Consider the following 24,147-nt stretch of genomic DNA (forward strand, 5'->3'; position numbering starts at 1 on the left):
AATAAATTGAAATACCTAATGGAAAAAGCAACAAATATTATATATTGACAACACATAGATTCTCATCTATATTATACATAGATGTCCGTCTATATGAAAGGGTGAGGCGTATTGAAATGAAAAGACTTAGTTGATATCAAAAAAGTATAAAAATAAACAGTAGTCTTAAGGGAGACAATCTCCTTATTTTTTTGAGCATCACATAGATGTGCATCTATGTGGTTGAGGAAGGGATAAAATGAAATCATTAGTTTTATTTGAGTCAGAGATGTGTTGTGGTATCAAGATGACAGGAGCAGAAGTAAATAAAAATCTATTATATTTGAGCCCAACATTACAGAAAATTCAACGAGAAACAAATTACGAAGTGGAGCGTCATAGCTTAACAATTGAACCAAATGTATTTTTGGAAAATGAGGAAGTCAAATCATTAATAGATAAAAATGGCATTAGTGTCTTACCGATAACCATTGTGGATGGAGAGGTAAAAAAGTTTGGTGCCTATCCCTCATTAAAAGAATTTGAAAATTTTACAGGTGTAAATGAATAAAAATTTAGGAGGAAATATCATGGAAATGTATCAACCAGAGGCAATTCATTTAACGAAATATCTATTTTTCACAGGTAAAGGAGGCGTTGGGAAAACTTCTACAGCTAGTGCTACAGCAACTTATCTAGCTGACAAAGGGAAACAAGTCATGTTGGTTAGTACCGACCCAGCAAGCAATTTGCAGGATGTCTTTGAATTAGAACTCTCAAATAAAGGGACTAAAATTCCTAATGTAGAAGGTTTAGTTGTCGCCAACTTTGACCCTGTGGAGGCGGCTAATGACTATAAAGAAAGTATTGTAGGACCTTATCGTGGTAAATTGCCAGATTCAGTTTTGGAAAATATGGAAGAACAATTGTCAGGCTCTTGTACTGTAGAGATAGCCTCATTTAATGAATTTGCCAATTTTTTAACGGATAAAGAAGCCTCTACAAAATTTGATCATATTATTTTTGATACTGCCCCAACAGGTCATACTCTGAGAATGCTTCAATTACCTTCTGCTTGGAATAATTATTTAGATGAGAATGAGACCGCAACTGCTCCTTTAGGACAATTATCAGGTGCTGTAGACAAAAAAGAAATGTATGATCTAGCTGTTAAAACCTTAATTGACGGTCAGAAAACGACGTTGATGTTGGTAACGAGACCGCAAAAAACTTCTTTATTAGAAGCAGATAGAGCGTCAAAAGAATTGGAAGAAATGGGGATTAAAAATCAAGCATTAATTATTAATGGGGTACTGGAAGAAGCAACAGATAAAGTCTCTGAGGAATTTTATGCTATTCAACAGGAAGCATTAAAACAGATGCCAGCAAGTTTAGCTAAGTATCCAGAATATTTTGTACCATTACGTCCATATAATTTAACTGGAATTGAAAATATTAGAAAATTATTGAATGAACATCAAGAAGAACTATTGACGGGATCAATTAAACCAAAAGAATTTCCCCACTTACAAGCCATTGTGGATAATTTATATAAAACGGATAAAAAAGTTATTTTTACAATGGGTAAAGGTGGCGTAGGGAAGACGACGATAGCCGCAGCAATTGCAATGGCATTAGCGGATAAAGGGAAAAAAGTTCATTTAGCAACGACTGATCCAGCAGCACATCTTCAATTTGTTATTTCAGAAACTGACAAAATTAGCGTGAGTCATATTGATGAAGAAAAAGAACTAGCAGATTATCAGTCTGAGATATTAACAAAAGCTCGTGAAACAATGTCAGAAGAAGATGTGGCATATGTTGAAGAAGACTTACGTTCCCCTTGCACACAAGAGATTGCTGTTTTTAGAAAGTTTGCGGAAATAGTTGAAGGAGCAGATAGTGATGTTGTTGTGATTGATACCGCACCAACAGGTCATACACTATTGCTATTAGATTCAACACAAAGCTACCACAAAGAGATTGAACGTTCTTCTGGAGATATACCCGAGTCTGTTCAAAAGCTACTGCCTAAGTTACAAAATGGGGATGAAACAGAAGTAGTAATGGTCACATTACCCGAAGCAACACCTGTTTATGAATCAATTCGATTAAAAGATGACTTGGAGAGAGCGGGAATCGCTCGTACTTGGTGGGTAGTGAACAATAGCATGCTTTCTAGCGGAACAACGAACCCAATGCTTTTAGCAAGAGCACAAAATGAAGAAGTTTGGATTGATAAGGTAGCAGAGCTGTCTAACAATCATTACGCAGTGATTGAATGGAAAGCTGAGGATATTTCAGGAGATGCTTTAAGAGATATTTTATAATTTACGAGATAACTCATATTTTACTCATTGACAAAACATAGATAAAGTTCTATATTAAATATAGATGAACATCTATATGGAGGTGAGAATATGGATTATTTAGGATTATCAAAAATTATGAAGGCAATTGCAGAGCCTAATAGACTTCAAATATTAGATATGATTTCAACTGGTGAAAAGTGTGCATGTGATATTTTGGATAATTTTGATTTTACTCAGCCGACACTATCACATCATATGAAGGTTTTAATTGAGGCGGGAGTAGTAACCGCACGTAAGGAAGGCAAATGGCAATATTATTCTCTGGTAACAGAGAACATTGAAGAATTTCAAGAATTAATACATCAGATATTGAATATAAAACAAAAAGAAGGAGTTATGTAAAATGAGTAAAGTATCGTTGTATGAACCAGCAATGTGTTGTGACACAGGAGTTTGTGGTCCCGGAGTAGATACAGAATTGCTTCGAGTTTCCTCTATTATTCAAACATTGGAAAAAGCCGATGGTGTAGAAGTAGAGCGTTTTAATTTAACAGGTAATCCTGCGGCATTCATAGAAAATGAAAAAATTGGGGAGTTGTTACAGTCTAAAGGAGCCGACATACTACCAGTTGTTTTATTAGATGGTGAAATTGTGAAAATGGCTGGTTATCCGTCAAATGAGGAGTTTAGTGTCTATACTGGTGTTAATTTCTCAGAGGATAAGAAAGAAGAACAATCAAATAGTTGCTGCTCTCCATCATCTGGATGTTGCTAAACGAAGAAACTAAAGCTTATGAGAAGAAATTCTCATAGGCTTTTTTATTAAGTGAGACAGAATCTATTGACAATAGATAGATGAACATCTATATTATATATAGAAGAACTTCTATGTATGGAGGGATGAAAGATGGATTATGAATTAACAGCAAAAGTTTTTAAAGCATTAGGAGACCCAAAAAGAGTTCAAATTGTGGATATGCTCTCTTGTGGTGAGCGTTGTGCATGTGATTTATTAGAGCATTTTGAATTTACGCAACCAACGCTTTCCCATCACATGAAAGTGTTAATGAATGCAGGGATTGTTCAAGCCAGAAAATCAGGGACATGGCACAACTATTCATTGAATGCGGAGAATATGAAAGTATTATCTGGTGTTATTCAAACAATAATTCAAAACACAGATGACTGTATTTGTCATACGATTGATAATGCTGCATGTTCTTGTGAGGGTAAAGGGAGAGTAACAGCTACAAAGAAAGTAACAACTGCTTAGAATGATGATGTTAAATTTAAAGGAGGAAACCAAACATGAAATTGTACCAACCAGATCAGCTACCATTAACAAAGTATCTATTTTTTACAGGAAAGGGAGGTGTTGGTAAAACAACGACTGCTTGTGGCACTGCTACTTATTTAGCAGATAGTGGGAAAAAAGTTATGTTAGTCAGTACCGATCCAGCAAGTAATTTACAAGATGTTTTTCAAACAGAATTAACAAATAAAGGGAAAGAAATTCCAGAAGTTCCGGGATTAACTGTAGCAAATTTTGATCCAGTAACAGCAGCTGATGACTATAAAGAAAGTGTTGTAGGACCATTTAGAGGGAAACTACCTGATTCTGCTTTAGCGAATATGGAGGAACAATTATCTGGTTCTTGTACAGTAGAGATTGCTGCCTTCAATGAATTTTCTGGTTTTTTAACTGATCCAGAAGCAGAGAAAAAGTATGACTATATTATTTTTGATACCGCACCAACAGGTCACACGTTAAGGATGTTACAGTTACCGTCTGCATGGAGTAATTTTATGGATGAAAATACAACAGGAGCTTCATGCTTAGGTCAATTATCTGGTTTAGGTGATAAAAAGGAAATTTATGAGCATGCTGTAGCCACATTAGCTGATGGAGCAAAAACAACTTTAATGCTTGTAACTAGACCACAAAAGGCACCACTTTTAGAAGCAGATCGAGCTTCTAAAGAATTACAAGAGATAGGCATTGAAAATCAAGTTTTATTAGTGAATGGCGTCTTAGAGGAAGCAACAGATAAAGTATCTCAATTGATTTATGATGGACAACAAGAAGCGTTGGCACAAATGCCAGATAGTTTGAAAGCTTTTCCTGAGTACAGTATTCCTTTACGTTCTTACAATGTGACTGGTGTTGAAAATCTACGCCAATTGTTGAAATCCAATCAAGGTGAATTTTTAACTGAAATAGTCACACCAAGAGCATTTCCTAGATTGAAAGACATCGTGAATGAGTTGCATCAATCTGGTAAAAAAGTGATTTTTACAATGGGTAAAGGTGGCGTTGGGAAAACGACTATTGCTGCGGCAATTGCCACTGGTTTAGCAGATAAAGGCAAGAAAGTTCATTTGGCTACAACCGATCCAGCTGCTCATTTACAATTTGTGATTTCTGAATCCGATCAAATCAAGGTGAGTCATATCGATGAGGACAAGGAATTAGCAGATTATACAGAAGAAGTATTAAGCAAGGCTCGTGAAACGATGTCACCAGATGATGTTGCTTATGTAGAAGAAGATTTACGTTCGCCTTGTACACAAGAAATCGCTGTATTCAGAGCTTTTGCAGAGATTGTGGATGATGCCGATTGTGATGTGGTAGTTATTGATACCGCACCAACAGGACATACATTACTATTACTTGATTCTACCCAAAGCTACCATAAAGAAGTAGAGCGGACATCTGGTGAAGTACCAGAATCAGTGAAACGTCTCTTACCTCGTTTGCAAGATGGAAAAGAAACCGAAGTGGTCATGGTCACTTTACCTGAAACAACACCTGTTTATGAATCTATGCGACTACAGGAAGACTTGGATCGAGCAGGCATTGCTCATACATGGTGGGTCGTGAATAACAGTATGTTAACAAGTGGTACAACAAATCCAATGTTATTAGCCCGAGCACAAAATGAAAATACATGGATTGATAAAGTAGCAGAATTATCTAATAATCATTATGGGGTTGTAGAATGGCATGCAGAAGAAATCTCTGGAGAAGCACTACACAATATATTGAATTAGAAGCATTTTATTTTTTTTATTGATAGATAGAAATTTTTCTATCTATCATGCACTTATTTGAATTTTATGATGGAGGAAGATGATGATGGAAAAAGAAGAACAAAAAGGATTGGGAATATTTGAAAAATATTTAACGCTTTGGGTGGCTTTGTGTATGGTTACGGGTGTTTTAATTGGGAAATATTTGCCAGCTGTTCCAGCAACTTTAGGGAAATTCGAGTATTATCAAGTATCTATTCCAACAGCAATCTTAATTTGGTTGATGATCTATCCGATGATGTTGAAAATAGATTTTACTAGTATTGTCAATGCAGCTAAAAAACCTAAAGGTCTGATTGTAACCTGTACAGTGAATTGGTTAATTAAGCCATTTACGATGTATGCCATTTCAGCATTTTTCTTTTTCGTTGTATTTAAAGGGATTATCCCAAATGATTTAGCCAAAGAATATGTTGCAGGAGCAGTATTGTTAGGTGCGGCACCCTGTACTGCAATGGTCTTTGTTTGGAGTTACTTAACCAAAGGAGATCCAGCTTATACATTAGTTCAAGTTGCGATTAATGATTTAATTATTTTAGTGTTGTATGCGCCAATCGTTGCTATTTTATTAGGTGTTGGAAATGTAGCTGTTCCAATTAATACATTGATTTTGTCGACTGTTTTATTCGTAGTGATTCCACTTCTTTTAGGTGTTGTCACTCGAACATTCATCATAAAAAATAAAGGACTTCATTATTTTGAAACAGTATTTCTAAAAAAATTTGATAAGGTTACGATTATTGGGCTTCTCTTAACGCTAGTGATTATTTTTTCTTTTCAAGGTGAAAGAATCTTGAATAATCCACTGCACATTCTTTTGATTGCAATTCCGCTAACCATTCAAACACTATTTATTTTTGCTATTGCGTATACATGGGCTCGCTTTTGGAAGTTGCCTCATTCGATTGCTGCTCCGGCAGGCATGGTTGGAGCTAGTAATTTCTTTGAATTATCTGTAGCAGTAGCCATCTCACTATTTGGTTTACAGTCAGGGGCAACATTAGCAACAGTAGTGGGCGTATTGGTTGAAGTACCAGTCATGTTGCTATTAGTTAAAGTTGCGAATAGTACAGTTGGATGGTTTCAAAAAAATGAGTTACCTCAATCGTTAAGAAGCTAGTTTAAGAAGACTAAATTTATTACTTGGAGATGTTGATTGTGGCAGGTGTAACAAAAAAATTATCATTATTGGATCGTTATTTAACCCTCTGGATTTTTCTTGCAATGGGCTTTGGTATTGGATTAGGTTATTTTGTACCAGAGGTTGTGACAGGAATAAATAAACTGGAAGTTGGAACAACTTCTATACCTATTGCGATAGGCTTGATATTAATGATGTATCCACCGTTAGCTAAGGTGAAATATGAAGAGATGTGGCGTGTCTTTAAAGATTGGAAGGTTTTATTATTATCACTTTTCCAAAACTGGATTGTCGGTCCCATTTTAATGTTTATTTTAGCTGTTGTCTTTTTACATGATTATCCTGAATATATGGTGGGGTTAATTATGATTGGTCTGGCTCGTTGTATTGCAATGGTAATTGTGTGGAGTAACTTAGCTCAAGCGGACAATGAGTATACGGCAGGATTAGTGGCGTTCAATTCCATTTTTCAAATTATCTTTTATTCAGTGTTTGCCTATATTTTTGTGACAGTTATTCCGGGATGGTTAGGCTTAGAAACGCATGCTGTTTCAATTGGAATGGGTGAGATTGCAACAAGTGTTTTCATTTATTTAGGTATTCCTTTCATTGCAGGCTTTTTATCTCGTTGGATTCTAATAAAGAAAAAAGGAAAGAAATGGTATGAAGAAAAATTCATTCCTAAAATTAGTCCAATTACATTGGTTGCCTTATTATTTACAATTGTTGTGATGTTCTCCGTTAAAGGAGAAAAAGTCATTGAACTTCCAATGGATGTAGTAAGGATTGCCATTCCATTACTCATTTATTTTGTCCTTATGTTCTTTGTTTCATTCTTTATTTCTAAACGTATGGGAACCAGTTATCCAATTGCAGCTTCATTATCGTTTACCGCAGCGAGCAATAATTTTGAATTAGCAATTGCGGTAGCAGTTGGCGTATTTGGTATTAATTCAGGGGAAGCCTTTGCAGCAGTAATTGGTCCACTAGTGGAAGTTCCGGTTTTGATTGGTTTAGTAAATGTAGCATTGAAATTTAAGCAAAAATATTTTAAGCAAACTTAAAAAAGGAATGAGGCATCTTTATGAAAATTGTGATTATTGGTTCAGTAGCAGCTGGGACAAGTGTGGCTGCAAAGGCTAGACGAAATACAGAGGAAGCAGAGATTGTTGTCTACGACCAAGACAAGGATATTTCCTATTCAATTTGCGGGATTCCTTATTATATAGGAGATGAAGTTGAAGAGTTAGATAAGTTGACCCCTAGAAATGCTGCATGGTTTAAAAAGCGTTATAATGTAGATATTTTTACAGAGCATCGAGTGACAGCTATTCATCCTGAAACTCAAACGCTTGAGGTTGAGAATCTTCAAACAAAGGAGAAGAAAACCGAATCCTATGATGAATTGGTTTTAGCAACAGGATCCAAACCGATTGTGCCAGAGATTTTTAAAGCACAGCAAGCTAATAGAAATCTTTTTCATGTTCGTACTATTCAAGATGCTGCTGCCATTCACTCATTTATTGAAAAAGAAAAGCCACAACAAGCTACTATTATTGGTGCAGGCTTTATTGGATTAGAAATGGCAGAGCAATTGGTTCATAAAGGAATAGAGGTAACTATTATTCAACGTGGCAATCAAGTCATGAAACAAATGGATGCTGATATGGCTTATCGTGTCCAAAAGGAGCTTGAAAAGAATCATGTTAAGCTCCAACTGAATACAACAATCACAAAAGTAATAGAGAAGGATGGCTATATTACTAAATTAGCAACCAATCAAGAGCAAACAATCAAATCGGATTTAGTCATTCTTGCAGCTGGTGTTACTCCGAATACTTCACTTATTCAATCGACAACTATTCAATTGGGAAAATCTGGTGCGATTAAAGTGAATAAGAAAATGCAGACAACGGTACCACATATTTATGCGGTAGGAGATGTTGCTGAGAGCTATTCTGTCATTACAGATAAACCAATATATCGTCCACTTGGATCAACTGCTAATAAGATGGGTAGAATTGCTGGTGATATCATCACAGGAGGAACACTGGAACATCGTGGTATTTTAGGAACTGGTATTGTTCGAGTTTTTGATTTAGCGGTTGCATATACTGGTTTAACAGAAAAAGAAGCTAAATTAGAAGGATTAGAGACAGCTATTCTTTATAATATTAAGCCAGATCATGCGGACTACTTAGGTGGAAAAGAGCTGACAATCAAAGCTTTAGCAGATAAAAGTAGCGGGAGAATTCTTGGAGCTCAGATTATTGGAGAGCAAGGTGTAGATAAACGAATTGACGTAATTGCCACTGCAATTTCATTTGGTGCAGTAGCAGAAGATTTGTTCCATTTAGACCTTGCTTATGCACCACCATTTGCGACAACGAAAGACCCCGTTCTTTATACTGGAATGGCGTTAGATAATGCAATAAGCAATGGAACACCTTTAATGACCCCAACTGAATTGATTGAGCGACAAGCAAGTGGAGAACAACTGCAAATTATTGATACTCGTTCCAAAAAACAATATGAAATTTCTTGTGTTAAAGGGGCTATCCATATTCCATTAGCAGAAATACGTGATAGAGTGGCGGAGCTAGATAAAAATGTAACAACAATCACGTATTGTAATAAGGGCGTAACTGGAAATGCTGCTCAAAATATCCTGTTAAACGAAGGATTTAAAGAAGTCTATAATTTATCTGGAGGAAATAAAAATTACCAGATAATTGCCCAAATGCTCGCCTCTAACTGATTTAATGATGAAGGGATTAAATAGATGACAGAAGAAAAAAGAGCGCTGGCAAGACTTGCTGGTATCTTGGGAGCTTTCCTCGCTGCCAAACTATTAAACTATCAAATAAATGTTAGTATATTTGTAAATTTTGTTATAATTGTTGTGGTTCTATATGTTTTAGCTAAAAAAAGAGAATCTAAAGCTAAAGAAGACAGAAAATAGTTTGTCGCAAATGCAGTTGCACCTTGACTGCATTTGTTTTTTGACAAAAGAAATATGAGTAAGGAGGTAATGAGTAAATGAGCTATGCACTAGATTTAAAAGGCTTAAAAAAAGTATATGCGACCGGTGTTGAGGCGCTGCGTGGTATTGATTTAACTGTAGAAGAAGGAGATTTTTATGCACTGCTAGGTCCAAACGGTGCTGGAAAATCAACAACAATTGGAATTATTACCTCACTTGTTAATAAGACTGCTGGTCAAGTAAAGGTTTTTGATTATGATATTGATAATGATTTAGAGCGAGCAAAGCAACAGATTGGTCTTGTGCCGCAGGAATTTAATTTTAATCCGTTTGAAACGGTTCAACAAATTGTAGTAAATCAAGCAGGATATTATGGTGTCTCAAGAAAAGAGGCACTGAAACGTAGTGAAAAGTATTTGAAGCAGTCCAATTTATGGGAGAAAAGAAACGTTCGTGCCCGTATGTTATCTGGAGGGATGAAACGAAGACTTATGATAGCTCGAGCATTAATGCACGAGCCACGTCTGCTAATTCTTGATGAACCAACTGCTGGAGTGGACATTGAGCTTAGAAGAGAAATGTGGGCATTTTTAAAAGAGTTAAATGAAAGTGGCACAACAATCATTCTTACAACTCATTATTTAGAAGAAGCAGAGATGCTTTGTCGTAACATTGGAATTATTCAATCAGGTGAGCTAATTGAGAATACAAGTATGAAAGCACTTCTATCAAAACTACAATATGAGACTTTCATTTTTGATTTAGATAGCTACGACAAAAAGCCTGTGATAAAAGGTTATAAGCACTTTTTTGAAGATGATCTAACACTTGCTATAGAAGTTGAACGAAATCAGGGAGTTAATAATATTTTTGAGCAGCTCAATCAGCAAAATATCAAGGTTCTTTCTATGCGCAATAAATCAAATAGATTGGAAGAGTTGTTCTTAAAAATTACCGAAGACAAACATCAAAAGGAGGAGAAAAATGTTTAGTATCTACTTTACAGCACTTAAAAGCTTAGCAGTTAAGGAAACCAACCGTTACCTACGGATATGGGTACAAACTTTAGTGCCTCCTGTTATTACGACCTCATTATATTTTGTTATTTTTGGAAAAATGATTGGTGGTCGTATTGGTGATATGGGCGGCTTCTCCTATATGGAATTTATTGTACCAGGTTTAATTATGATGTCTGCAATCACAAGTTCTTACGCAAATGTTTCTTCATCTTTCTTTTCTCAAAAATTCCAAAAGAATATTGAAGAGCTATTAGTTGCACCTGTACCCACACATGTTATTATTTGGGGATTTGTTATTGGTGGACTGGGTAGGAGTATCTTAGTTGGGACATTGGTTACAGTCATTTCTCTATTTTTTGTTCCACTTCATGTTTATTCATGGTTTATTGTGGTGATTACATTATTGATGACTGCAATTTTATTTTCATTAGCAGGCTTAATTAATGGTGTTTTTGCACAATCTTATGATGATGTTTCAATTGTACCAACATTTGTTTTACAGCCATTAACTTATTTAGGTGGTGTATTTTACGCCATTTCAATGCTACCACCTTTTTGGCAAGGAGTTTCAAAAGTCAATCCTATCGTTTATATGATTTCTGGGTTCAGATACGGTTTTCTTGGGACAACTGATGTGCCACTCGTCATTTCTATAACGATTCTAATTCTTTTTATTATCATCCTTTATTCTGTTTGTTGGTATCTTGTTGATAAAGGGAAAGGGCTGAGAAGCTAGTAAAGAAGGAATATCAAAGGTTGAGAGAGTAAAAATTAGATTATTAAACAGTAAAAAGATAGAAACTTATTTGTATTTCAATAATAAGCTTCTATCTTTTTTAATTTTAATGTCATCAAACGAATTAATTGAACAACAAATGATTGGAACAGGATTCAAATATTGAAACTTTTTCTAAGAAATTGCATATAGCGAAAATGACAAAGCTTGCTGTCTGTATAAGTTAGTATCGGAACAAGGGAGCGTTCATAGACAATTGTATGGAATCAACATTGACATAATAAATTTGAAAGGCTACAATACAGTTGAGTGATTGCTCAATTGAAAGGGTGAGAAATATGAATAAACAAGAATTGATCTGTGATTGCGATGTTATACATAAAGAAGTTGTAGAGAAAGTGAAAGAAGTGATGCCTGAAAAACAAGCAATAACTAATTTAACTAGTTTATATAAGGCATTTGCAGATAAAACTAGATTGGAAATACTGTATGCATTACACGAGAGTGAAATGTGTGTTTGTGATTTGGCTGTGTTGCTGAATATGACGAAATCGGCAATTTCTCATCAATTAAAAACTTTAAGGCTCGCTAATCTGGTAAAAAACAGACGTGAGGGTAAGATTGTGTATTATTCACTTACTGACAAACATGTGTATGAAATTTTCGAACAAAGTTTCAAGCATGTAGCAGAATGAATCTGGAGGTCCCGATATGAAGAAAGAGTATATTTTAGAGGGGTTAACTTGTGCAAACTGCGCAGGGAAAATTGAGAATGACGTTAAGAAAATAAGCGGTATAGAAAATGTGACACTTAACTTAATGAATACGACGTTAGCATTTGATAAGAAAGATGACAACGGTCTTGATGAAGAAATCGAAAAAATCGTGCATACGTACGAACCAGAAGTTGGTGTTTTTCCTAAACAGGAATATAAAAAAGAACCAACAAAAAATTTGAGTCTTAAAGATAATAAGATTTTTCTTCGACTAGTAGTTGGTGCAATTATACTTATATTTGCAGTTATAGCCAACATGCAAGACGGTATAAATGATTGGTTGAAGTTAGCGTTATTCTTAATCAGTTATGCAATTCTTGGTGGAGATGTATTGTTAAAAGCAATTCGTAATATTTTTAAGGGCCAAGTATTTGATGAAAACTTCTTAATGAGTATTGCAACGATTGGAGCCTTTATCATTGGAGAAACCGCAGAAGCAGTTGCTGTTATGCTTTTTTATCAAATTGGTGAATTGTTTCAAGATATTGCCGTTAAGCGTTCTAAAAAATCAATTACAGATTTAATGGATATTCGACCAGATTATGCTAACTTGAAAGTTGGAAACGACATCAAGAAAGTAAAACCTGAAACAATAAAGATTGGTGATATCATTATTGTTAAGGCTGGCGAAAAAGTATCTCTTGATGGAATTGTCGTTGCTGGCGAATCCCTGTTAGATACAAAAGCATTAACAGGTGAATCGGTCCCACGAAAAACAAAAACTGGAGATAACGTATTGTCTGGTTGTATCAATCAGAGTGGTGTCTTAACGATTGAAGTTACAAAAACATTTGGTGAATCAACGGTGGCAAAGATTATTGATCTTGTTGAAAATGCTAGTAGTAAAAAAGCCCCCACTGAAAACTTTATCACAAAATTTTCAAGATACTATACTCCAGTAGTGGTAATTGTTGCAACCCTATTAGCAGTCATTCCTCCCCTATTCTTTGGTGGTGAGTGGTCTGATTGGGTAAATAGAGGGCTAATCTTTCTTGTAATCTCTTGTCCATGTGCATTGGTTGTTTCAATCCCGCTAGGTTTCTTTGGTGGAATTGGTGGTGCTTCTAAACATGGTATTCTAGTAAAAGGCAGTAATTTTCTTGAAGCCTTAAACAATGTTGATACAATTGTATTTGATAAAACAGGAACACTAACAGAGGGAGTATTTGAAGTCACTTCTATTAATACAAGCAATGGTTTTACAGAAGAGCAATTAATAGAGTATGGAGCAAAAGCAGAAACACTGTCTAATCACCCAATTGCTATGTCAATTAAGAAAGCTTATGGTAAAGAGATTGAACACAGTGAACTTGATTCTTATCAAGAAATTGCAGGACATGGAATTAGTGTATTGATTAAAGAAAAACCTGTTCTTGCAGGAAATGAAAAATTAATGAAACAGCATAATATTGAGTATATGTCGAACAGCGAAACAGGAACGGTTGTTTATATTGCTATTGATAATGTATTTGCTGGTTCAATTGTGATTTCAGATAAAATTAAAAAAGATAGTTTTGAAGCCATTCAATCACTTAAGAGTAAAGGTGTTCAAAAGACAGTCATGCTAACAGGTGATAATAAAGTGATTGCTCAAAATATTGCTAAAGAATTGTCATTAGATGAAGTTTATTCAGAATTACTTCCAACAGACAAAGTGGATATTTTAGAAAGACTTGAAAATGAGGAAGTTGACAAAGGAAAACTAGCCTTTGTCGGTGATGGAATCAATGATGCTCCCGTATTAGCAAGAGCAGATATCGGAATTGCTATGGGCGGTTTAGGGTCAGATGCTGCTATTGAGGCAGCAGATATTGTCTTAATGACCGATGAACCTTCTAAAATAGCAAAAGCCATTGATATTTCAAGTTTTACAAAGAAAATAGTATGGCAAAATATTATTTTTGCATTAGGTGTTAAAGCCATCTTTTTAACTCTTGGTGCATTCGGAATTGCAACAATGTGGGAAGCTGTATTTGCTGATGTTGGTGTATCTGTATTGGCGATTTTAAATGCTACACGTGTCATAAGATATAAATAATCAGAAGCAGATATTGTAAAAAGTACAATACCTGCTTCTTTATCTGAATAGTGTAAAGAATAATTTTTTAGTTGATTTTACAAAATTAAGCTGCGACAAATATAGTTGTGCGAACTAAAAACTCTTTCTCAAGTATTTTTAGTTTTAAAATTTATGGTGTTCCATACCCTATAATATAAGGGCTATTTTTTTCATAACTTAGTTTAGCAATCTTGTCTCCTGAATTACCTTCAATTGTATAAACAACTTCATTTTCTACTTTCTCCACGATTCCTACATGGTCGCTGACAGAATCACCATCCCAATCAAAAAAAATGATATTGCCACTTTTAGGCAAATTACCTTTCCCTAGCCATTGGTTTTTAGCTTTAAAATTTTCAATACCTGTTGGGCAATAAGCAAACCGTTCCATTTTAACACCAGCTTTTTCAGCATTATAAGAAACAAAAATGGCGCACCATTCAACACGTCCGTTGAAGCCATACCATTGCCAATACTTCATCCCTCCATCATGTGTTCCTTCATCCAATTCTTTAAGTGCTGAGTTTACAATAGCCGAATTTCCTTGACTATTATTGCCGGAAGTAGAAGTGGTGTACTGTTTAACAATTTGAGCGTAAAACATATTGCCATACGCATAACGATAATCATAGCCTAAGTTAACAGCTATAGGATTAGTGTAAGTAACTGTTTTTCCACCTGCTTGATTTTTTGAGAATTGAATCGCATTATCCAGAGAGTAGCTCTTACCTGAATGACTTAGAAAGCCACCTCCAAAATTATATGATTGTACAATATTTAAAACATCGTATTCTCGGTGTCCTTTCCACATATCTGCAAAATATTTTACGCCAACTTCAATGGATTCATTTGGATCTTGAATTGAATTAGGTGGCTTTCCTTGGCTTTCGGAACATTGCATTACATCGGGATATTTTTCTGAATTTCCCCCTGATTCTGCCATAATGATTCCTAATAAATAAGGAACCGCTTCGGAAATCTCATTTTTAGCAGCTTCTTTTGTGACTTTATCTTTCCAACGAAGCACTGCTTCTGGAAGGTTTTGTCCTTCTTCCGAGCCAGAGTTGGTAGTTGAAGAGTCACTTCCAGCAATGAGCATGAAAAATATAAAAAAGAAACCTGCCAGTAATAAAAGAGATAACTTACGTGGTTTCATAGGGCTGTTCCTCTTCTAATTCTGGAGTGCTATAGGCTTCCTGTCTTAAATGACTAATTTCTTTTTCAAGTTGCTTTGCTTCATGTTGTGTTACTGGAGATGGAGAAGGTGATGAAGGGGTTTCTTCTAGAGAAACATGTTCTATAGTTTCTGTTATCTCTTTATTCTCAACAACTTGTTCCACAGAAGTTTCAATTTCTTCCGCTAAAGGACTTGGTGCAATTAATGTATCATCAACTTCTTCCATTGGTAATACAGTTTCCGTTATAAAAGGTTCTGTACTTGTTTCAAAGTCTGATACGTTTTTAACAGGATAGTTTGGCAATTCTGCTGAATCTTTTACACCAACAGTATTTATAGGGAGCGTTTCTTCTTTGGATGTCATTGGATGTTCATCAAAAGCTGTTGCCGTTTTATCAAGAGAAGTTTCTTCTTCACCAGCTTGCACTAATAAATTATCCTGTAGTTCGTTTTGACGATAAGCGTGATCCAATTCTACTCCAGAACGAAGGTAATCATTTTCTGCGGCTTGTGTTTTATAGGCTTGTTCAGCATAGCGATTTTGCTGATCTTCTTTTTGTGCTCGTTGCTGCTGCCTTTCTTGAAGAGCTTGTTTTGGATTGAAAGAAAAGTCTTTTAACTCTGCTTTTCCTTTGATAAGTGAGCGAACGATTTGTCCTTTATTCTTCCAAATGAATAGACCTAATAAAACTTTTACGAACAGTCCAACAATCATTGTGACAATGTTTGTTACAACAAAAAAGGAATCTAGCAAATTTAGAATAGAGAACAAGAGACCAAAACCGAATCCAATCCCTATTTTTGAAGCAAACAGTGTTCCTAGTAACATGAATCCATTTTTTAACAGATGGTGCATGTTTGGAATCAAAGCTAAAAATAGTAGTGAGGGGAAGAGAAACAGAATTCCGTAAATTAATAGCTGGATTAAAATATTTGCAACCCCAATGATTAGTACCGCTGTTCCAATCACAATCAGCATAATAAATGTATTTAGTAAAACAGCTACTTTTTCGGTCATACGATCAGAGGTGAGATAAGAATTTTTTTCGGAGTCTTTTTTTATTTTATCTGCAATTTCGTCTGTCTTTTTTTGATTAAATGTTTCGCCACTTTTAACAAGATAGGATTCAAATTGCTCTTTTGATAAGTCAGTTTTCCCAAAATTGAGTAAAGCATAAGGTTTAATAACAAATTCATCAAAAATAAGATTTCGGATATTGCTTGTTCCATCTAATTGTTGGTTTGATCCGAGTAAGTTCTCTGAAATATTGCCATTGCCTTTTGTCAAACTACCACTTGTTAAATCAACTAATTGTCCTTGAACATTTTGAGATAGTATATTCACTTCTTGGATTTTGTTAGCACCATCCGAAAAGAAGGTCATACTTCCAACATAGATTAAAGTAAAAACACCAAATCGAATTAATGCTTTGCTGATTCCTTTTTCAAAAAAATCTTTCACTGAAATAACAATCACGAACGTAAAAAGGAGAATTCCTACAACACTGAATAACTTATTGTAAATAGCACCAGTAGTAGAGAATAAATCCGGTAATACTCCTTCTAATAAATTTAAACTAAAGAGTTTGTCTATCACATAATCTAATGCCAGAACAAGGTATTTGATTAAGCCAAAGGCAATATTGAGCAACGCATTTAGCACACTTTGTAAATTTTCATTGATGCTAAACCAGCCGCCTTTTTCAAAAAAGGATTGGAAACTGTCAATATCAAATAAATCTTTTAGTAACATAGCAGCTCCTTTCTAAGTGCTAAAGGTCGTTTCCACATCTGCACTTGTATTTTTTTTGACCGTTTGCAGCATTTGATGGATTTCTTCATAAGGACAGTAGACAAGCATTTTGCCAACACGTCCTCGTAAATCTAAATAAAGGCAATGATATTTTGGTAGATTTTTTAACCACTCAATATTCTCATTAGTGATTTCTAATCCTAAATGACGAAGAATATCTTCTCGTTCATCTTTGTCATCGTATGCAAAAATTCGTCCAAAGTTTCCTGTATCATCTTCTTCGGCTGTATCTTTAACAGATTGAGTGACAATAATCAGGGTATTGTTAAAACTTCGACCAACTCTGCGCATGGATTTGATAATCACACGACCGTTTTTAGAAGAATTAAAAATCCAACTTTCATCAAATAGAACAACAGTGCTTTCCTCTCGGTCACGTAAGCCGAAAAGTTCACAGAATTTTCCAATAGACATCATCAACATGACCGATTTTCTTTGGGTAGCACTGTAATCATTGCTAAGTGTTTCTGCACGAGGCATTTCTAACCCCAAAACTTCTAAGATAGTCACCTTATTCGTAAGATTTAGTCCTTCATTTTCGCCATAACTAAAAGCTAATTCTAAAATAGAACCTTGTACTGATTTCTTGATTAAGCTGGCTGTATCTCGTACCTCCTCATGTGGACTTTCCAGCATGAAGTCAACTACATGAAGTAAGCCTATTCGTTCACCTTGATCTCTTCTTTTTAATACAGTTTCGATTCCTTCTAGCATTGCCAATCTTGATTTTTTCTCTCTAGCACTAGTAAAATCATAAAGCTCTTCAAATAAGTCTTGCGCCATGTCTTTTGCAGCTACTCGATTAGGAATAAAACAGAAGGGATCAAGAACGCCTTTGTTACTGGTTTTATTTGGATCAAGTCTCACTTGGTGGAAGTGCTGTTGAATGAAAGCACAAGTGTCGGGATACTTTTCTTGATAAAGTGGATGATTGATAACCTCCATAATCCAATCGAAGAACTCAGATTTAGGATCAACGTACAATCCTTTTCCATTCATTAAAACTGAAAGGAAGAAAATAAACTTTGCCAAGTAGGATTTTCCGTTTCCAGTGGGTCCAGTGATGGCAATGTGCGGGCTATTGGCTTTTTTATCAGCGATATCATTTTGGTTCCCAATAGATGGATTAAAGAAAATGGGTTTTCGACTCGTTTTTGCCACTTCTTTTGGTGTTAAGTTTCGAGTGTTTTTCAATTCCGAGACCATACCAATAGGAATTCCTACGTTATCACCAATCCGATTTTCAACACTCAATAACATTTCACTAATTCCTTCAACTGTGGTGTAGTGAAGCCAATTTTTTTCAGAACCTAGTTTGTTACCAGCTAAAAATTGATGGAAGAGAAATACTTGATCGGCTAAGCCTTTGACTATTTCAACATTTCGAGATTGGCATAAAGAAATGACGGTACGAATCCGACTACGACATTCCTCTGGTGTTTGTCCAAAGACACCAAAAAGTCCCAGCCATTTAATGACAGGGACTCTTAAGTCTATTTTATTGTTTAAGTCGGTCAAAGCATAACGATTAAAGCGACTGGATTTCATTTCGGAATCGCCCATAGAAACCGTTTCTTTTGCACTATTTTTTAATCGCTTGGCAGCACGAGAAGACTTTCCTTTTAATCCTCTACCACCTTTTAAGGGTTCAAAATGCCCTTTGAGTCGGAATTCTACTGGAAAGGGGAGACTTTGCACCACTTCTGCTATATGATTGAATGCCAAGTTGGGGGCGAATTTATGAATAGGAAGCAGAGCAATGTAGCTAGTTCCTTCTGAGCTTCTTAACTTTAATAAGCCTTGTTCTTCTGTAGGATCAAGAATAGTATCTGTTAATGAATAGCTGCTATTTTCAACAAAATCAAGATCAAAGGAAGTCTTCATTCCACGTACATAGGGATAACGGCAGGCTTGTAGCACTTCTTGTTCAGTAAGTCTACGCCCATTAACCGTTCCAACAAGTTGAAAAATTTCTGATTCTATTGAACGGTATCGTTTTAAAAAATCTTCATCAACAGTTAGGTGATAGTGGTTCAAGGATAATAACTTTCCTGCGTAATAGTCAACGACTTCCATCGCTTTTCCTTTTACAGTTGTTGCAGAAGATAAACTAGAAAGTTTAACCCCAATATAAAATTTTTCCGTTGTGAGAACTCGAAGTTGATTTTCTAATTCGGAAAGTGTTCGATCAACTAAACTATCGCCCATTGATTTTGCTTGTTCATCAAAATTTTCGGAGAAAGCTGCTAGCCGCTCACTAAGATTGTAAGAATGCGGATTTAGAAATAGTTCAAAGTCCTCAAAACGGCGTAAGCTTTGTAAAAATTGATTCCATTTTTGTTTATGCTTTTCTTGAATTTCTTTATTTTGACCAATAACATAGTCGCTAGGACAAGTAAAATATGCCCAAACTTCATTTTCTGTAGTAAGCAATAAATTATGATAAACCTTATGAAATGGCTGTTTAAACTTCATTTTTTTCCACCTTTCTATAATAATCTAGTGATTCGTTTACGAATGGATTGCTTGATTAATGAATGATATTGTTCCTTTAATTTAGGAATTTCTGACATCGGGATAACTCCGTCTGCAAATTGCCGAAAGAGTATTTTCTTCATTAGCAATACTTCATCATCTGTTTCAAACAATTCATAGAAACCTTCTTCTCTTGCCTTTAAGGATTCAAATTCATGGATTAGTTCTGGAACAACACTATCTTTTATTTCTTGTTTCAATTGGTCAACATCTAATGTATTCATTTTTGCTTCTCCTTCTTTTTTTATGGAAAGCTGTTCAACGGTACAGCGATCATAAATTACTTTTTCTTGTTTAAATGAGTGAAGTTGCTCATGATACAGTGATTTATGCCCAAATACAAAGGTCAGAAGATAGAGAAAATAATCTTTCAAAAAAATATCCGCTCTCTTTCCATCCGGCTCAACTCGGTTAAATAGTTGTACTAATCCATGAGGAATAGCTAGAGAAACTATGACGACTAATTGATTCATTCCAAAAAGTATCAAGAGAGCACTAAACACAATCGCAAAACTGACTGTTGCAACAGTGAAATCCTGTGCATAAACAACAAAAGGTAAGTGGACATTTTTGGCAATTTCTCTGATCATATAGGGTGCATTGAAGGGCTCTCTATAGTCTAATATCTGTTTTTCTATATTCATGACTATAACCCAAAGTAGCTTTTTAGATTAGAAAGTGAATTAAGAACGCCTGTAGGGTCTTTGATAACAGCGTAAATGATACCGCCAAAAAAGAGGATTGCAAAACCTTGAATCCATTTTGAATTTAGAAATTCTTTGATGACTAAATAAACAACAACTACACCAAAAATTGGTGCAATCCAGTCATTCAAGATATAGTTACTGGCTTCCTTAGCGTTTGCATCAGCATAAGCGACAGGAGATAGAGCGAAAAAGAATAAAAGGCTACTGAATAGTGTTGTGAGTTTGACAGTTAGTAGTTGTCTTTGCTGAGGAGAGCATACTATTTTCTTTTGTTTCATTTAAATTCCTCCTAAATAATGATGAATGGTTTCAATAAAATAAGTGTTTTCTCGTTGCTTCAACAATAAAGTCATGGTTTCCTTGTGACCTATTTTTGTTTCACCATCAATAACATCAAATGTAACAAAAGCAAAGAGTTGTTTGTCTTTGAAGAAGGGTTTAATTTGGCTATTACTTATCTGATAATTACCTGTTAGAATTTCTGGTTCTTTCATCATAAATGCCATATCTTCCAATGAAGCAGATACATATTTATCAAGGAATGACTGGATGAAACTGACAACCATTTTTTCTTCTTTGGTATCCACTTGTTGGTACTGAGAAATATCAGGCATTTTTAGTTGCCCATTTTTTGAAGTTAGTGAAGGCTCAAGAGTAAAATAAGGATAGGCAGTCACTTTAAACGATTGATTTTTTAATTGTATAAAAGGGATATTTAACAACACACGATTTTCAATTTTTTCGTAGTCAATATATTTTTCTTTGGTGACTACTTCTTTATTACCTTCTTTTTTCTTTACATCACGTTCTTTTGTAACTGGAGCATTGATTTCATAAGCAATACGGTATTGAGCCACCAATTGTCCATTTTCACTGATTAGATTATAAAAATCAGAAGAGAGTAGTTTTCGTTCAGTCCCCGTATTCTTTTCTTCATCTAGGGTAATCATGAAATAGGTCTCTTGGAGTGAATTAAAACGTTTTTCAAATGCTTGCTGCTCGGTAGGAATATTAATGTAAGCTGTAATGAAAGGCTGTAGAAACTGTTTATACAATTCTGATGTAACAGCTGTATTTGTCTTTTTTGCTAATTCTTTGTGAATCGTTTCAGTTAATGTGGTTTGTTCTTTGCGAATAAGACTTTGCATTTGGGTAGATTTAACAAAGGCAAAGGGACCACTGCTGATTAACAAAAGCGTTAGGATTAGAAAGAAGGTACGAGTCGTTCGGATACTAGCGGCTTTTTCTTCTTTTGGTAAAGCTGGGGGATGATTCTTTTTCTCTTTGATAAATTTCATTGAATTACTCCTTTGTGATTATTAAAAAAGGGAACCCCTTTACCAAATAAAGGAGTTCCTTTGCAGAAAGTTGCGTACCATAAATTTTTAAACGACTAGACTGAGAATTGAATAGATAGGTAGCTTTGTAAAAATCATACGAATAACCAAGATAAACACCGGAATCGCTATAACGTTCTAGTCCTTCAATATAAAGACTGGTGTGTTTAGAAAGAATTCGTTCAAAACAGACTTCTTTTTTAGGAATAAAAACCAGATTTTCTCGTTGAGTTAGTTTTTTTACAGTGAGAAATTGCCGAGCTTGTCTTTCGGGAATTTGTCCTTCTAAATAGAAAAAGCCATATTTTTTGAGTTCTTCTTTGAGATATTTCTGATTCATGACAATACCTCAATAATAGTATTGTCGTTTGCTTGATAGAGGCGTCCATCTTGGCGTAAATCTTCACCAATTCCCCCATAGTCAACATTCCACTTGATTAAATCAGGAACACCAGATAAATAGCCAAGATCATCCACTAATTGTTCTGCATAGTCTTTATAAGAATAACAGTCAGAGTAGACTTGAATTTCATCAATTTGTTCAAATGCATCTAAAATATCGCTGAAAAATCCGTACTCTACAAGTTCACCTAAATAGTGAATGGCTGGGTGTCCACTATGCTCATCCAGTTGTTCTGCTACTTCATTCATTTCACTAAAATTTTCATAGTGAGAAAGGGTAAATGGTGCCATGTAGTCTGTTATTAAATGTTCCTGCCCATCGTCCAATTCGATTTTTTCTTTGACCTCTTCCCAATCAATAGGTAGTTCAAACCATCGCCCTTTATGGGTATGAAGATTTTCGATATATAATTCAATCATTTTTTTCACCTCTCAATTAAATAAAAATTGTGCTAATAGCTGTTCGACTTCATCTTGTGTAACAGTTACAGAAGAGGGAGTAGCTGCTTGAGTTTCTTCTTGTAGCAATAATTCTTTTATTGTTGTTGTAAGTTTTGACAGCTCTTCTTGATCTTTTTCTTTTAGCTCTGCTTGCTGAATTCTAGACATTAACTCATTTTTGCCAAACGTTTGATCCATAATCCAAATTTTCTTTAGCGTAGGAGCAAGATAGTTTGAGAGCCAGCGTAACGCTTTATCATAATTTGGTTTTTCACCCTTCATGGTCAACCGTAATTCTTGCATGCTTTCAATGACCATGCGCCAATTTTGACTGTAATGAGTGCGCAGTCCATTTGAGTCGCAATCATATACTTTGATGGCAGTATCAATTAATTCTTTGACGATCCATTCAATTGTTTCTCCTGTAGAAAGTAAATATTCAACAAAGAGATAAGCTTTTTCGTCAGCCAAACGGATTTCATAACGATTTTTAATGCCATATTTCTGACGAGCCATTTCAACAGATATTTCTTCTTTTTTTGCCAATTCGTAATCTTTTTGGTAAAAGTTTAAATAAAACGGCGATTGTCTGGAACCAAAATAAAGAGAGAGTCCTTTGTTGAGCTGTTGTCCATTCTTCACAACAATTCCTCCTGTAAAATCAAAATTGCGAAAAGTGGTATCGACTAATCCTTGTTCAACTTTTTCTTTCAATTCAAATAAATCATAATTGGGATAAAGAAGAGAGAGATGTTCATCCAGAGCCAAATCAATTCGTGTAATTTTGGTGTCAATTATTAGACCTTCACCAAAAATATTCGATTGATAAAGCCGCCAAAAGAATGTCGTCCAAGTTTCTTCTTGTTCTTCTAGTACCAATTCATATTCTCGACAGCCTTGTCCACGCAGTTCAATCATCACTCCCATATCTAGGTTTTCTGGATTTGAGAAAACAAAGATGTCACTAAAACAATAGCTTTCTGTATAATGATTAAAGCCATAGTTTTTGTAAATGAATACATCTGGATTCATTTGTAATATTTTCTCAATTACTTGAGAAGGGGAGTGGATTTTGAATCGAACACGAAGAAAATCAATTTTTGCTTCCATGGGTAGAAAGCCACCGTCCAAATGGAATGTTTTGCGTATTTTTTCTATGGATTTTTTTGTGATCGTTCGTTTACCAGTTTCAATCATGGAAAGGTATGATTTACTCCAATCAAGCTTTTCAGCAAATTGCTGTTGTGTTAATTGAAGTCGCTTTCGTAAAATTTTTATTTCTTGATTATTCATGGGTCACCTGCCTTATGTTCACAAAATAAATGAAAATTGTTTACAGCTTTATTCTTAAAGAAAAGCTTTATTAATAAGGGATTTTGATAACTATTTTGTCTTTCTTGTAAAAAGTTACCCCCATGTTATTAAGCGGGGGGTAACAGGTTAGAGCGAGCGTTGCTCGCCCTAACCACGCACAGTCATAGTCAGGAAACCTGCCTATTCCTTTTCGTTCTACCGCCACACACCAAAGTGTGCGGCTTTCACAAGGAAACCTTGTTCATAAAACGAAGCGGTTAGTATCAGCTTCTTCCATCCGCTGAGGCAACGAAAAAAGGGCAACGAAAGATAAAACTTTTCCTTTC

At 35.1% G+C, this 24,147-nt stretch carries 23 protein-coding genes; 14 read left to right on the forward strand and 9 right to left on the reverse strand.

Going from position 1 to position 24,147, the window contains the following annotated elements:
• Positions 1-238 precede the first annotated feature (238 nt).
• From arsD2 to cadA, 14 genes are all read left to right on the forward strand, one after another.
• On the forward strand, positions 239-550 hold the full coding sequence (arsD2, locus tag AC4BC5_RS09180; RefSeq protein ID WP_003744430.1) for an arsenite efflux transporter metallochaperone ArsD-related protein: 312 nt from the start codon (positions 239-241) through the stop codon (positions 548-550).
• 19 nt (positions 551-569) lie between these two features.
• Complete coding sequence (gene arsA / locus AC4BC5_RS09185; RefSeq protein ID WP_003744432.1) at positions 570-2,309, forward strand: arsenite efflux transporter ATPase subunit ArsA; 1,740 nt, start codon at positions 570-572, stop codon at positions 2,307-2,309.
• Positions 2,310-2,399: 90 nt separating this feature from the next.
• Positions 2,400-2,693, forward strand: a complete 294-nt coding sequence (locus AC4BC5_RS09190) for an As(III)-sensing metalloregulatory transcriptional repressor ArsR (RefSeq protein WP_002333381.1) — start codon at positions 2,400-2,402, stop codon at positions 2,691-2,693.
• Position 2,694: 1 nt separating this feature from the next.
• A complete protein-coding gene (gene arsD / locus AC4BC5_RS09195) occupies positions 2,695-3,066 on the forward strand; it encodes an arsenite efflux transporter metallochaperone ArsD (protein WP_003744436.1) in 372 nt (123 codons plus the stop codon).
• Positions 3,067-3,198: 132 nt separating this feature from the next.
• Positions 3,199-3,564: an As(III)-sensing metalloregulatory transcriptional repressor ArsR gene (arsR, locus tag AC4BC5_RS09200; RefSeq protein ID WP_003744438.1), complete on the forward strand. Its 366-nt coding sequence runs from the start codon at positions 3,199-3,201 to the stop codon at positions 3,562-3,564.
• A gap of 35 nt (positions 3,565-3,599) precedes the next feature.
• Complete coding sequence (gene arsA, locus AC4BC5_RS09205) at positions 3,600-5,342, forward strand: arsenite efflux transporter ATPase subunit ArsA (RefSeq protein WP_002333378.1); 1,743 nt, start codon at positions 3,600-3,602, stop codon at positions 5,340-5,342.
• 79 nt (positions 5,343-5,421) lie between these two features.
• Positions 5,422-6,501 carry an arsenite efflux transporter membrane subunit ArsB gene (gene arsB / locus AC4BC5_RS09210; RefSeq protein ID WP_003744447.1) on the forward strand — a complete coding sequence of 360 codons (1,080 nt, stop codon included), beginning with the start codon at positions 5,422-5,424 and terminating at the stop codon, positions 6,499-6,501.
• Positions 6,502-6,530: 29 nt separating this feature from the next.
• Positions 6,531-7,586, forward strand: coding sequence for an arsenite efflux transporter membrane subunit ArsB (gene arsB, locus AC4BC5_RS09215; RefSeq protein WP_003744449.1), 1,056 nt, complete (start codon positions 6,531-6,533; stop codon positions 7,584-7,586).
• Between the two features lie 20 nt (positions 7,587-7,606).
• Positions 7,607-9,280: an FAD-dependent oxidoreductase gene (locus tag AC4BC5_RS09220; RefSeq protein WP_490495127.1), complete on the forward strand. Its 1,674-nt coding sequence runs from the start codon at positions 7,607-7,609 to the stop codon at positions 9,278-9,280.
• Positions 9,281-9,304: 24 nt separating this feature from the next.
• On the forward strand, positions 9,305-9,484 hold the full coding sequence (locus AC4BC5_RS09225; protein ID WP_003744454.1) for a hypothetical protein: 180 nt from the start codon (positions 9,305-9,307) through the stop codon (positions 9,482-9,484).
• Between the two features lie 77 nt (positions 9,485-9,561).
• Complete coding sequence (locus AC4BC5_RS09230) at positions 9,562-10,497, forward strand: ABC transporter ATP-binding protein (protein WP_002372158.1); 936 nt, start codon at positions 9,562-9,564, stop codon at positions 10,495-10,497.
• Positions 10,490-11,260, forward strand: coding sequence for an ABC transporter permease (locus AC4BC5_RS09235; protein WP_003744460.1), 771 nt, complete (start codon positions 10,490-10,492; stop codon positions 11,258-11,260). The genes AC4BC5_RS09230 and AC4BC5_RS09235 overlap by 8 nt, the downstream gene beginning before the upstream one ends.
• A gap of 338 nt (positions 11,261-11,598) precedes the next feature.
• Positions 11,599-11,955, forward strand: a complete 357-nt coding sequence (gene cadC, locus AC4BC5_RS09240; RefSeq protein ID WP_003744462.1) for a Cd(II)-sensing metalloregulatory transcriptional repressor CadC — start codon at positions 11,599-11,601, stop codon at positions 11,953-11,955.
• A gap of 16 nt (positions 11,956-11,971) precedes the next feature.
• Complete coding sequence (gene cadA, locus AC4BC5_RS09245; RefSeq protein WP_003744464.1) at positions 11,972-14,074, forward strand: cadmium-translocating P-type ATPase CadA; 2,103 nt, start codon at positions 11,972-11,974, stop codon at positions 14,072-14,074.
• Positions 14,075-14,225: 151 nt separating this feature from the next.
• Here cadA and AC4BC5_RS09250 read toward each other — a convergent pair whose 3' ends face one another.
• Genes AC4BC5_RS09250 through AC4BC5_RS09290 form a run of 9 tightly spaced genes read right to left on the reverse strand, consistent with a single transcriptional unit; the run spans position 14,226 to position 23,800 of the window.
• Positions 14,226-15,251, reverse strand: a complete 1,026-nt coding sequence (locus tag AC4BC5_RS09250; protein WP_010785418.1) for a lysozyme family protein — start codon at positions 15,249-15,251, stop codon at positions 14,226-14,228.
• Positions 15,238-17,025 (reverse strand): CD3337/EF1877 family mobilome membrane protein, encoded by a 1,788-nt coding sequence (locus AC4BC5_RS09255; protein WP_003744468.1) that lies wholly within the window; start codon positions 17,023-17,025, stop codon positions 15,238-15,240. The genes AC4BC5_RS09250 and AC4BC5_RS09255 overlap by 14 nt, the downstream gene beginning before the upstream one ends.
• A gap of 12 nt (positions 17,026-17,037) precedes the next feature.
• Entirely contained in the window at positions 17,038-19,560 is a 2,523-nt protein-coding gene (locus AC4BC5_RS09260) for an ATP-binding protein (RefSeq protein ID WP_490495128.1), read from the reverse strand.
• A gap of 14 nt (positions 19,561-19,574) precedes the next feature.
• Positions 19,575-20,264, reverse strand: a complete 690-nt coding sequence (locus tag AC4BC5_RS09265) for a TcpE family conjugal transfer membrane protein (RefSeq protein WP_490495129.1) — start codon at positions 20,262-20,264, stop codon at positions 19,575-19,577.
• 2 nt (positions 20,265-20,266) lie between these two features.
• Positions 20,267-20,605 carry a TcpD family membrane protein gene (locus tag AC4BC5_RS09270; RefSeq protein ID WP_003744475.1) on the reverse strand — a complete coding sequence of 113 codons (339 nt, stop codon included), beginning with the start codon at positions 20,603-20,605 and terminating at the stop codon, positions 20,267-20,269.
• Positions 20,606-21,625 (reverse strand): conjugal transfer protein, encoded by a 1,020-nt coding sequence (locus AC4BC5_RS09275; protein WP_003744477.1) that lies wholly within the window; start codon positions 21,623-21,625, stop codon positions 20,606-20,608.
• A gap of 4 nt (positions 21,626-21,629) precedes the next feature.
• The gene (locus AC4BC5_RS09280; RefSeq protein WP_010785415.1) at positions 21,630-22,004 is read right to left on the reverse strand and encodes a hypothetical protein; all 375 of its coding nucleotides are present in this window, start codon (positions 22,002-22,004) and stop codon (positions 21,630-21,632) included.
• Entirely contained in the window at positions 22,001-22,486 is a 486-nt protein-coding gene (locus AC4BC5_RS09285) for an antirestriction protein ArdA (RefSeq protein ID WP_010785414.1), read from the reverse strand. The genes AC4BC5_RS09280 and AC4BC5_RS09285 overlap by 4 nt, the downstream gene beginning before the upstream one ends.
• A gap of 12 nt (positions 22,487-22,498) precedes the next feature.
• Positions 22,499-23,800, reverse strand: a complete 1,302-nt coding sequence (locus tag AC4BC5_RS09290) for an XRE family transcriptional regulator (RefSeq protein ID WP_002367017.1) — start codon at positions 23,798-23,800, stop codon at positions 22,499-22,501.
• Between the last annotated feature and the right edge of the window lie 347 nt (positions 23,801-24,147).

The sequence above is a fragment of the Enterococcus sp. AMC2644 genome (assembly GCF_058216475.1).

Coding starts and splice junctions, on each gene's coding strand:
- AC4BC5_RS09255 (WP_003744468.1), bottom strand. CDS start 17,025: ATGTTACTAAAAGATTTATTTGATATTGACAGTTTCCAATCCTTTTTT.
- arsA (WP_002333378.1), top strand. CDS start 3,600: ATGAAATTGTACCAACCAGATCAGCTACCATTAACAAAGTATCTATTT.
- AC4BC5_RS09285 (WP_010785414.1), bottom strand. CDS start 22,486: ATGATTGAATTATATATCGAAAATCTTCATACCCATAAAGGGCGATGG.
- arsB (WP_003744449.1), top strand. CDS start 6,531: ATGTTGATTGTGGCAGGTGTAACAAAAAAATTATCATTATTGGATCGT.
- cadC (WP_003744462.1), top strand. CDS start 11,599: ATGAATAAACAAGAATTGATCTGTGATTGCGATGTTATACATAAAGAA.
- AC4BC5_RS09230 (WP_002372158.1), top strand. CDS start 9,562: ATGAGCTATGCACTAGATTTAAAAGGCTTAAAAAAAGTATATGCGACC.
- AC4BC5_RS09280 (WP_010785415.1), bottom strand. CDS start 22,004: ATGAATCAGAAATATCTCAAAGAAGAACTCAAAAAATATGGCTTTTTC.
- cadA (WP_003744464.1), top strand. CDS start 11,972: ATGAAGAAAGAGTATATTTTAGAGGGGTTAACTTGTGCAAACTGCGCA.
- AC4BC5_RS09220 (WP_490495127.1), top strand. CDS start 7,607: ATGAAAATTGTGATTATTGGTTCAGTAGCAGCTGGGACAAGTGTGGCT.
- arsB (WP_003744447.1), top strand. CDS start 5,422: ATGATGATGGAAAAAGAAGAACAAAAAGGATTGGGAATATTTGAAAAA.
- AC4BC5_RS09260 (WP_490495128.1), bottom strand. CDS start 19,560: ATGAAGTTTAAACAGCCATTTCATAAGGTTTATCATAATTTATTGCTT.
- AC4BC5_RS09270 (WP_003744475.1), bottom strand. CDS start 20,605: ATGAAACAAAAGAAAATAGTATGCTCTCCTCAGCAAAGACAACTACTA.
- AC4BC5_RS09275 (WP_003744477.1), bottom strand. CDS start 21,625: ATGAAATTTATCAAAGAGAAAAAGAATCATCCCCCAGCTTTACCAAAA.
- AC4BC5_RS09225 (WP_003744454.1), top strand. CDS start 9,305: ATGACAGAAGAAAAAAGAGCGCTGGCAAGACTTGCTGGTATCTTGGGA.
- arsA (WP_003744432.1), top strand. CDS start 570: ATGGAAATGTATCAACCAGAGGCAATTCATTTAACGAAATATCTATTT.
- AC4BC5_RS09250 (WP_010785418.1), bottom strand. CDS start 15,251: ATGAAACCACGTAAGTTATCTCTTTTATTACTGGCAGGTTTCTTTTTT.
- AC4BC5_RS09190 (WP_002333381.1), top strand. CDS start 2,400: ATGGATTATTTAGGATTATCAAAAATTATGAAGGCAATTGCAGAGCCT.
- AC4BC5_RS09235 (WP_003744460.1), top strand. CDS start 10,490: ATGTTTAGTATCTACTTTACAGCACTTAAAAGCTTAGCAGTTAAGGAA.
- arsR (WP_003744438.1), top strand. CDS start 3,199: ATGGATTATGAATTAACAGCAAAAGTTTTTAAAGCATTAGGAGACCCA.
- AC4BC5_RS09290 (WP_002367017.1), bottom strand. CDS start 23,800: ATGAATAATCAAGAAATAAAAATTTTACGAAAGCGACTTCAATTAACA.
- AC4BC5_RS09265 (WP_490495129.1), bottom strand. CDS start 20,264: ATGAATATAGAAAAACAGATATTAGACTATAGAGAGCCCTTCAATGCA.
- arsD (WP_003744436.1), top strand. CDS start 2,695: ATGAGTAAAGTATCGTTGTATGAACCAGCAATGTGTTGTGACACAGGA.
- arsD2 (WP_003744430.1), top strand. CDS start 239: ATGAAATCATTAGTTTTATTTGAGTCAGAGATGTGTTGTGGTATCAAG.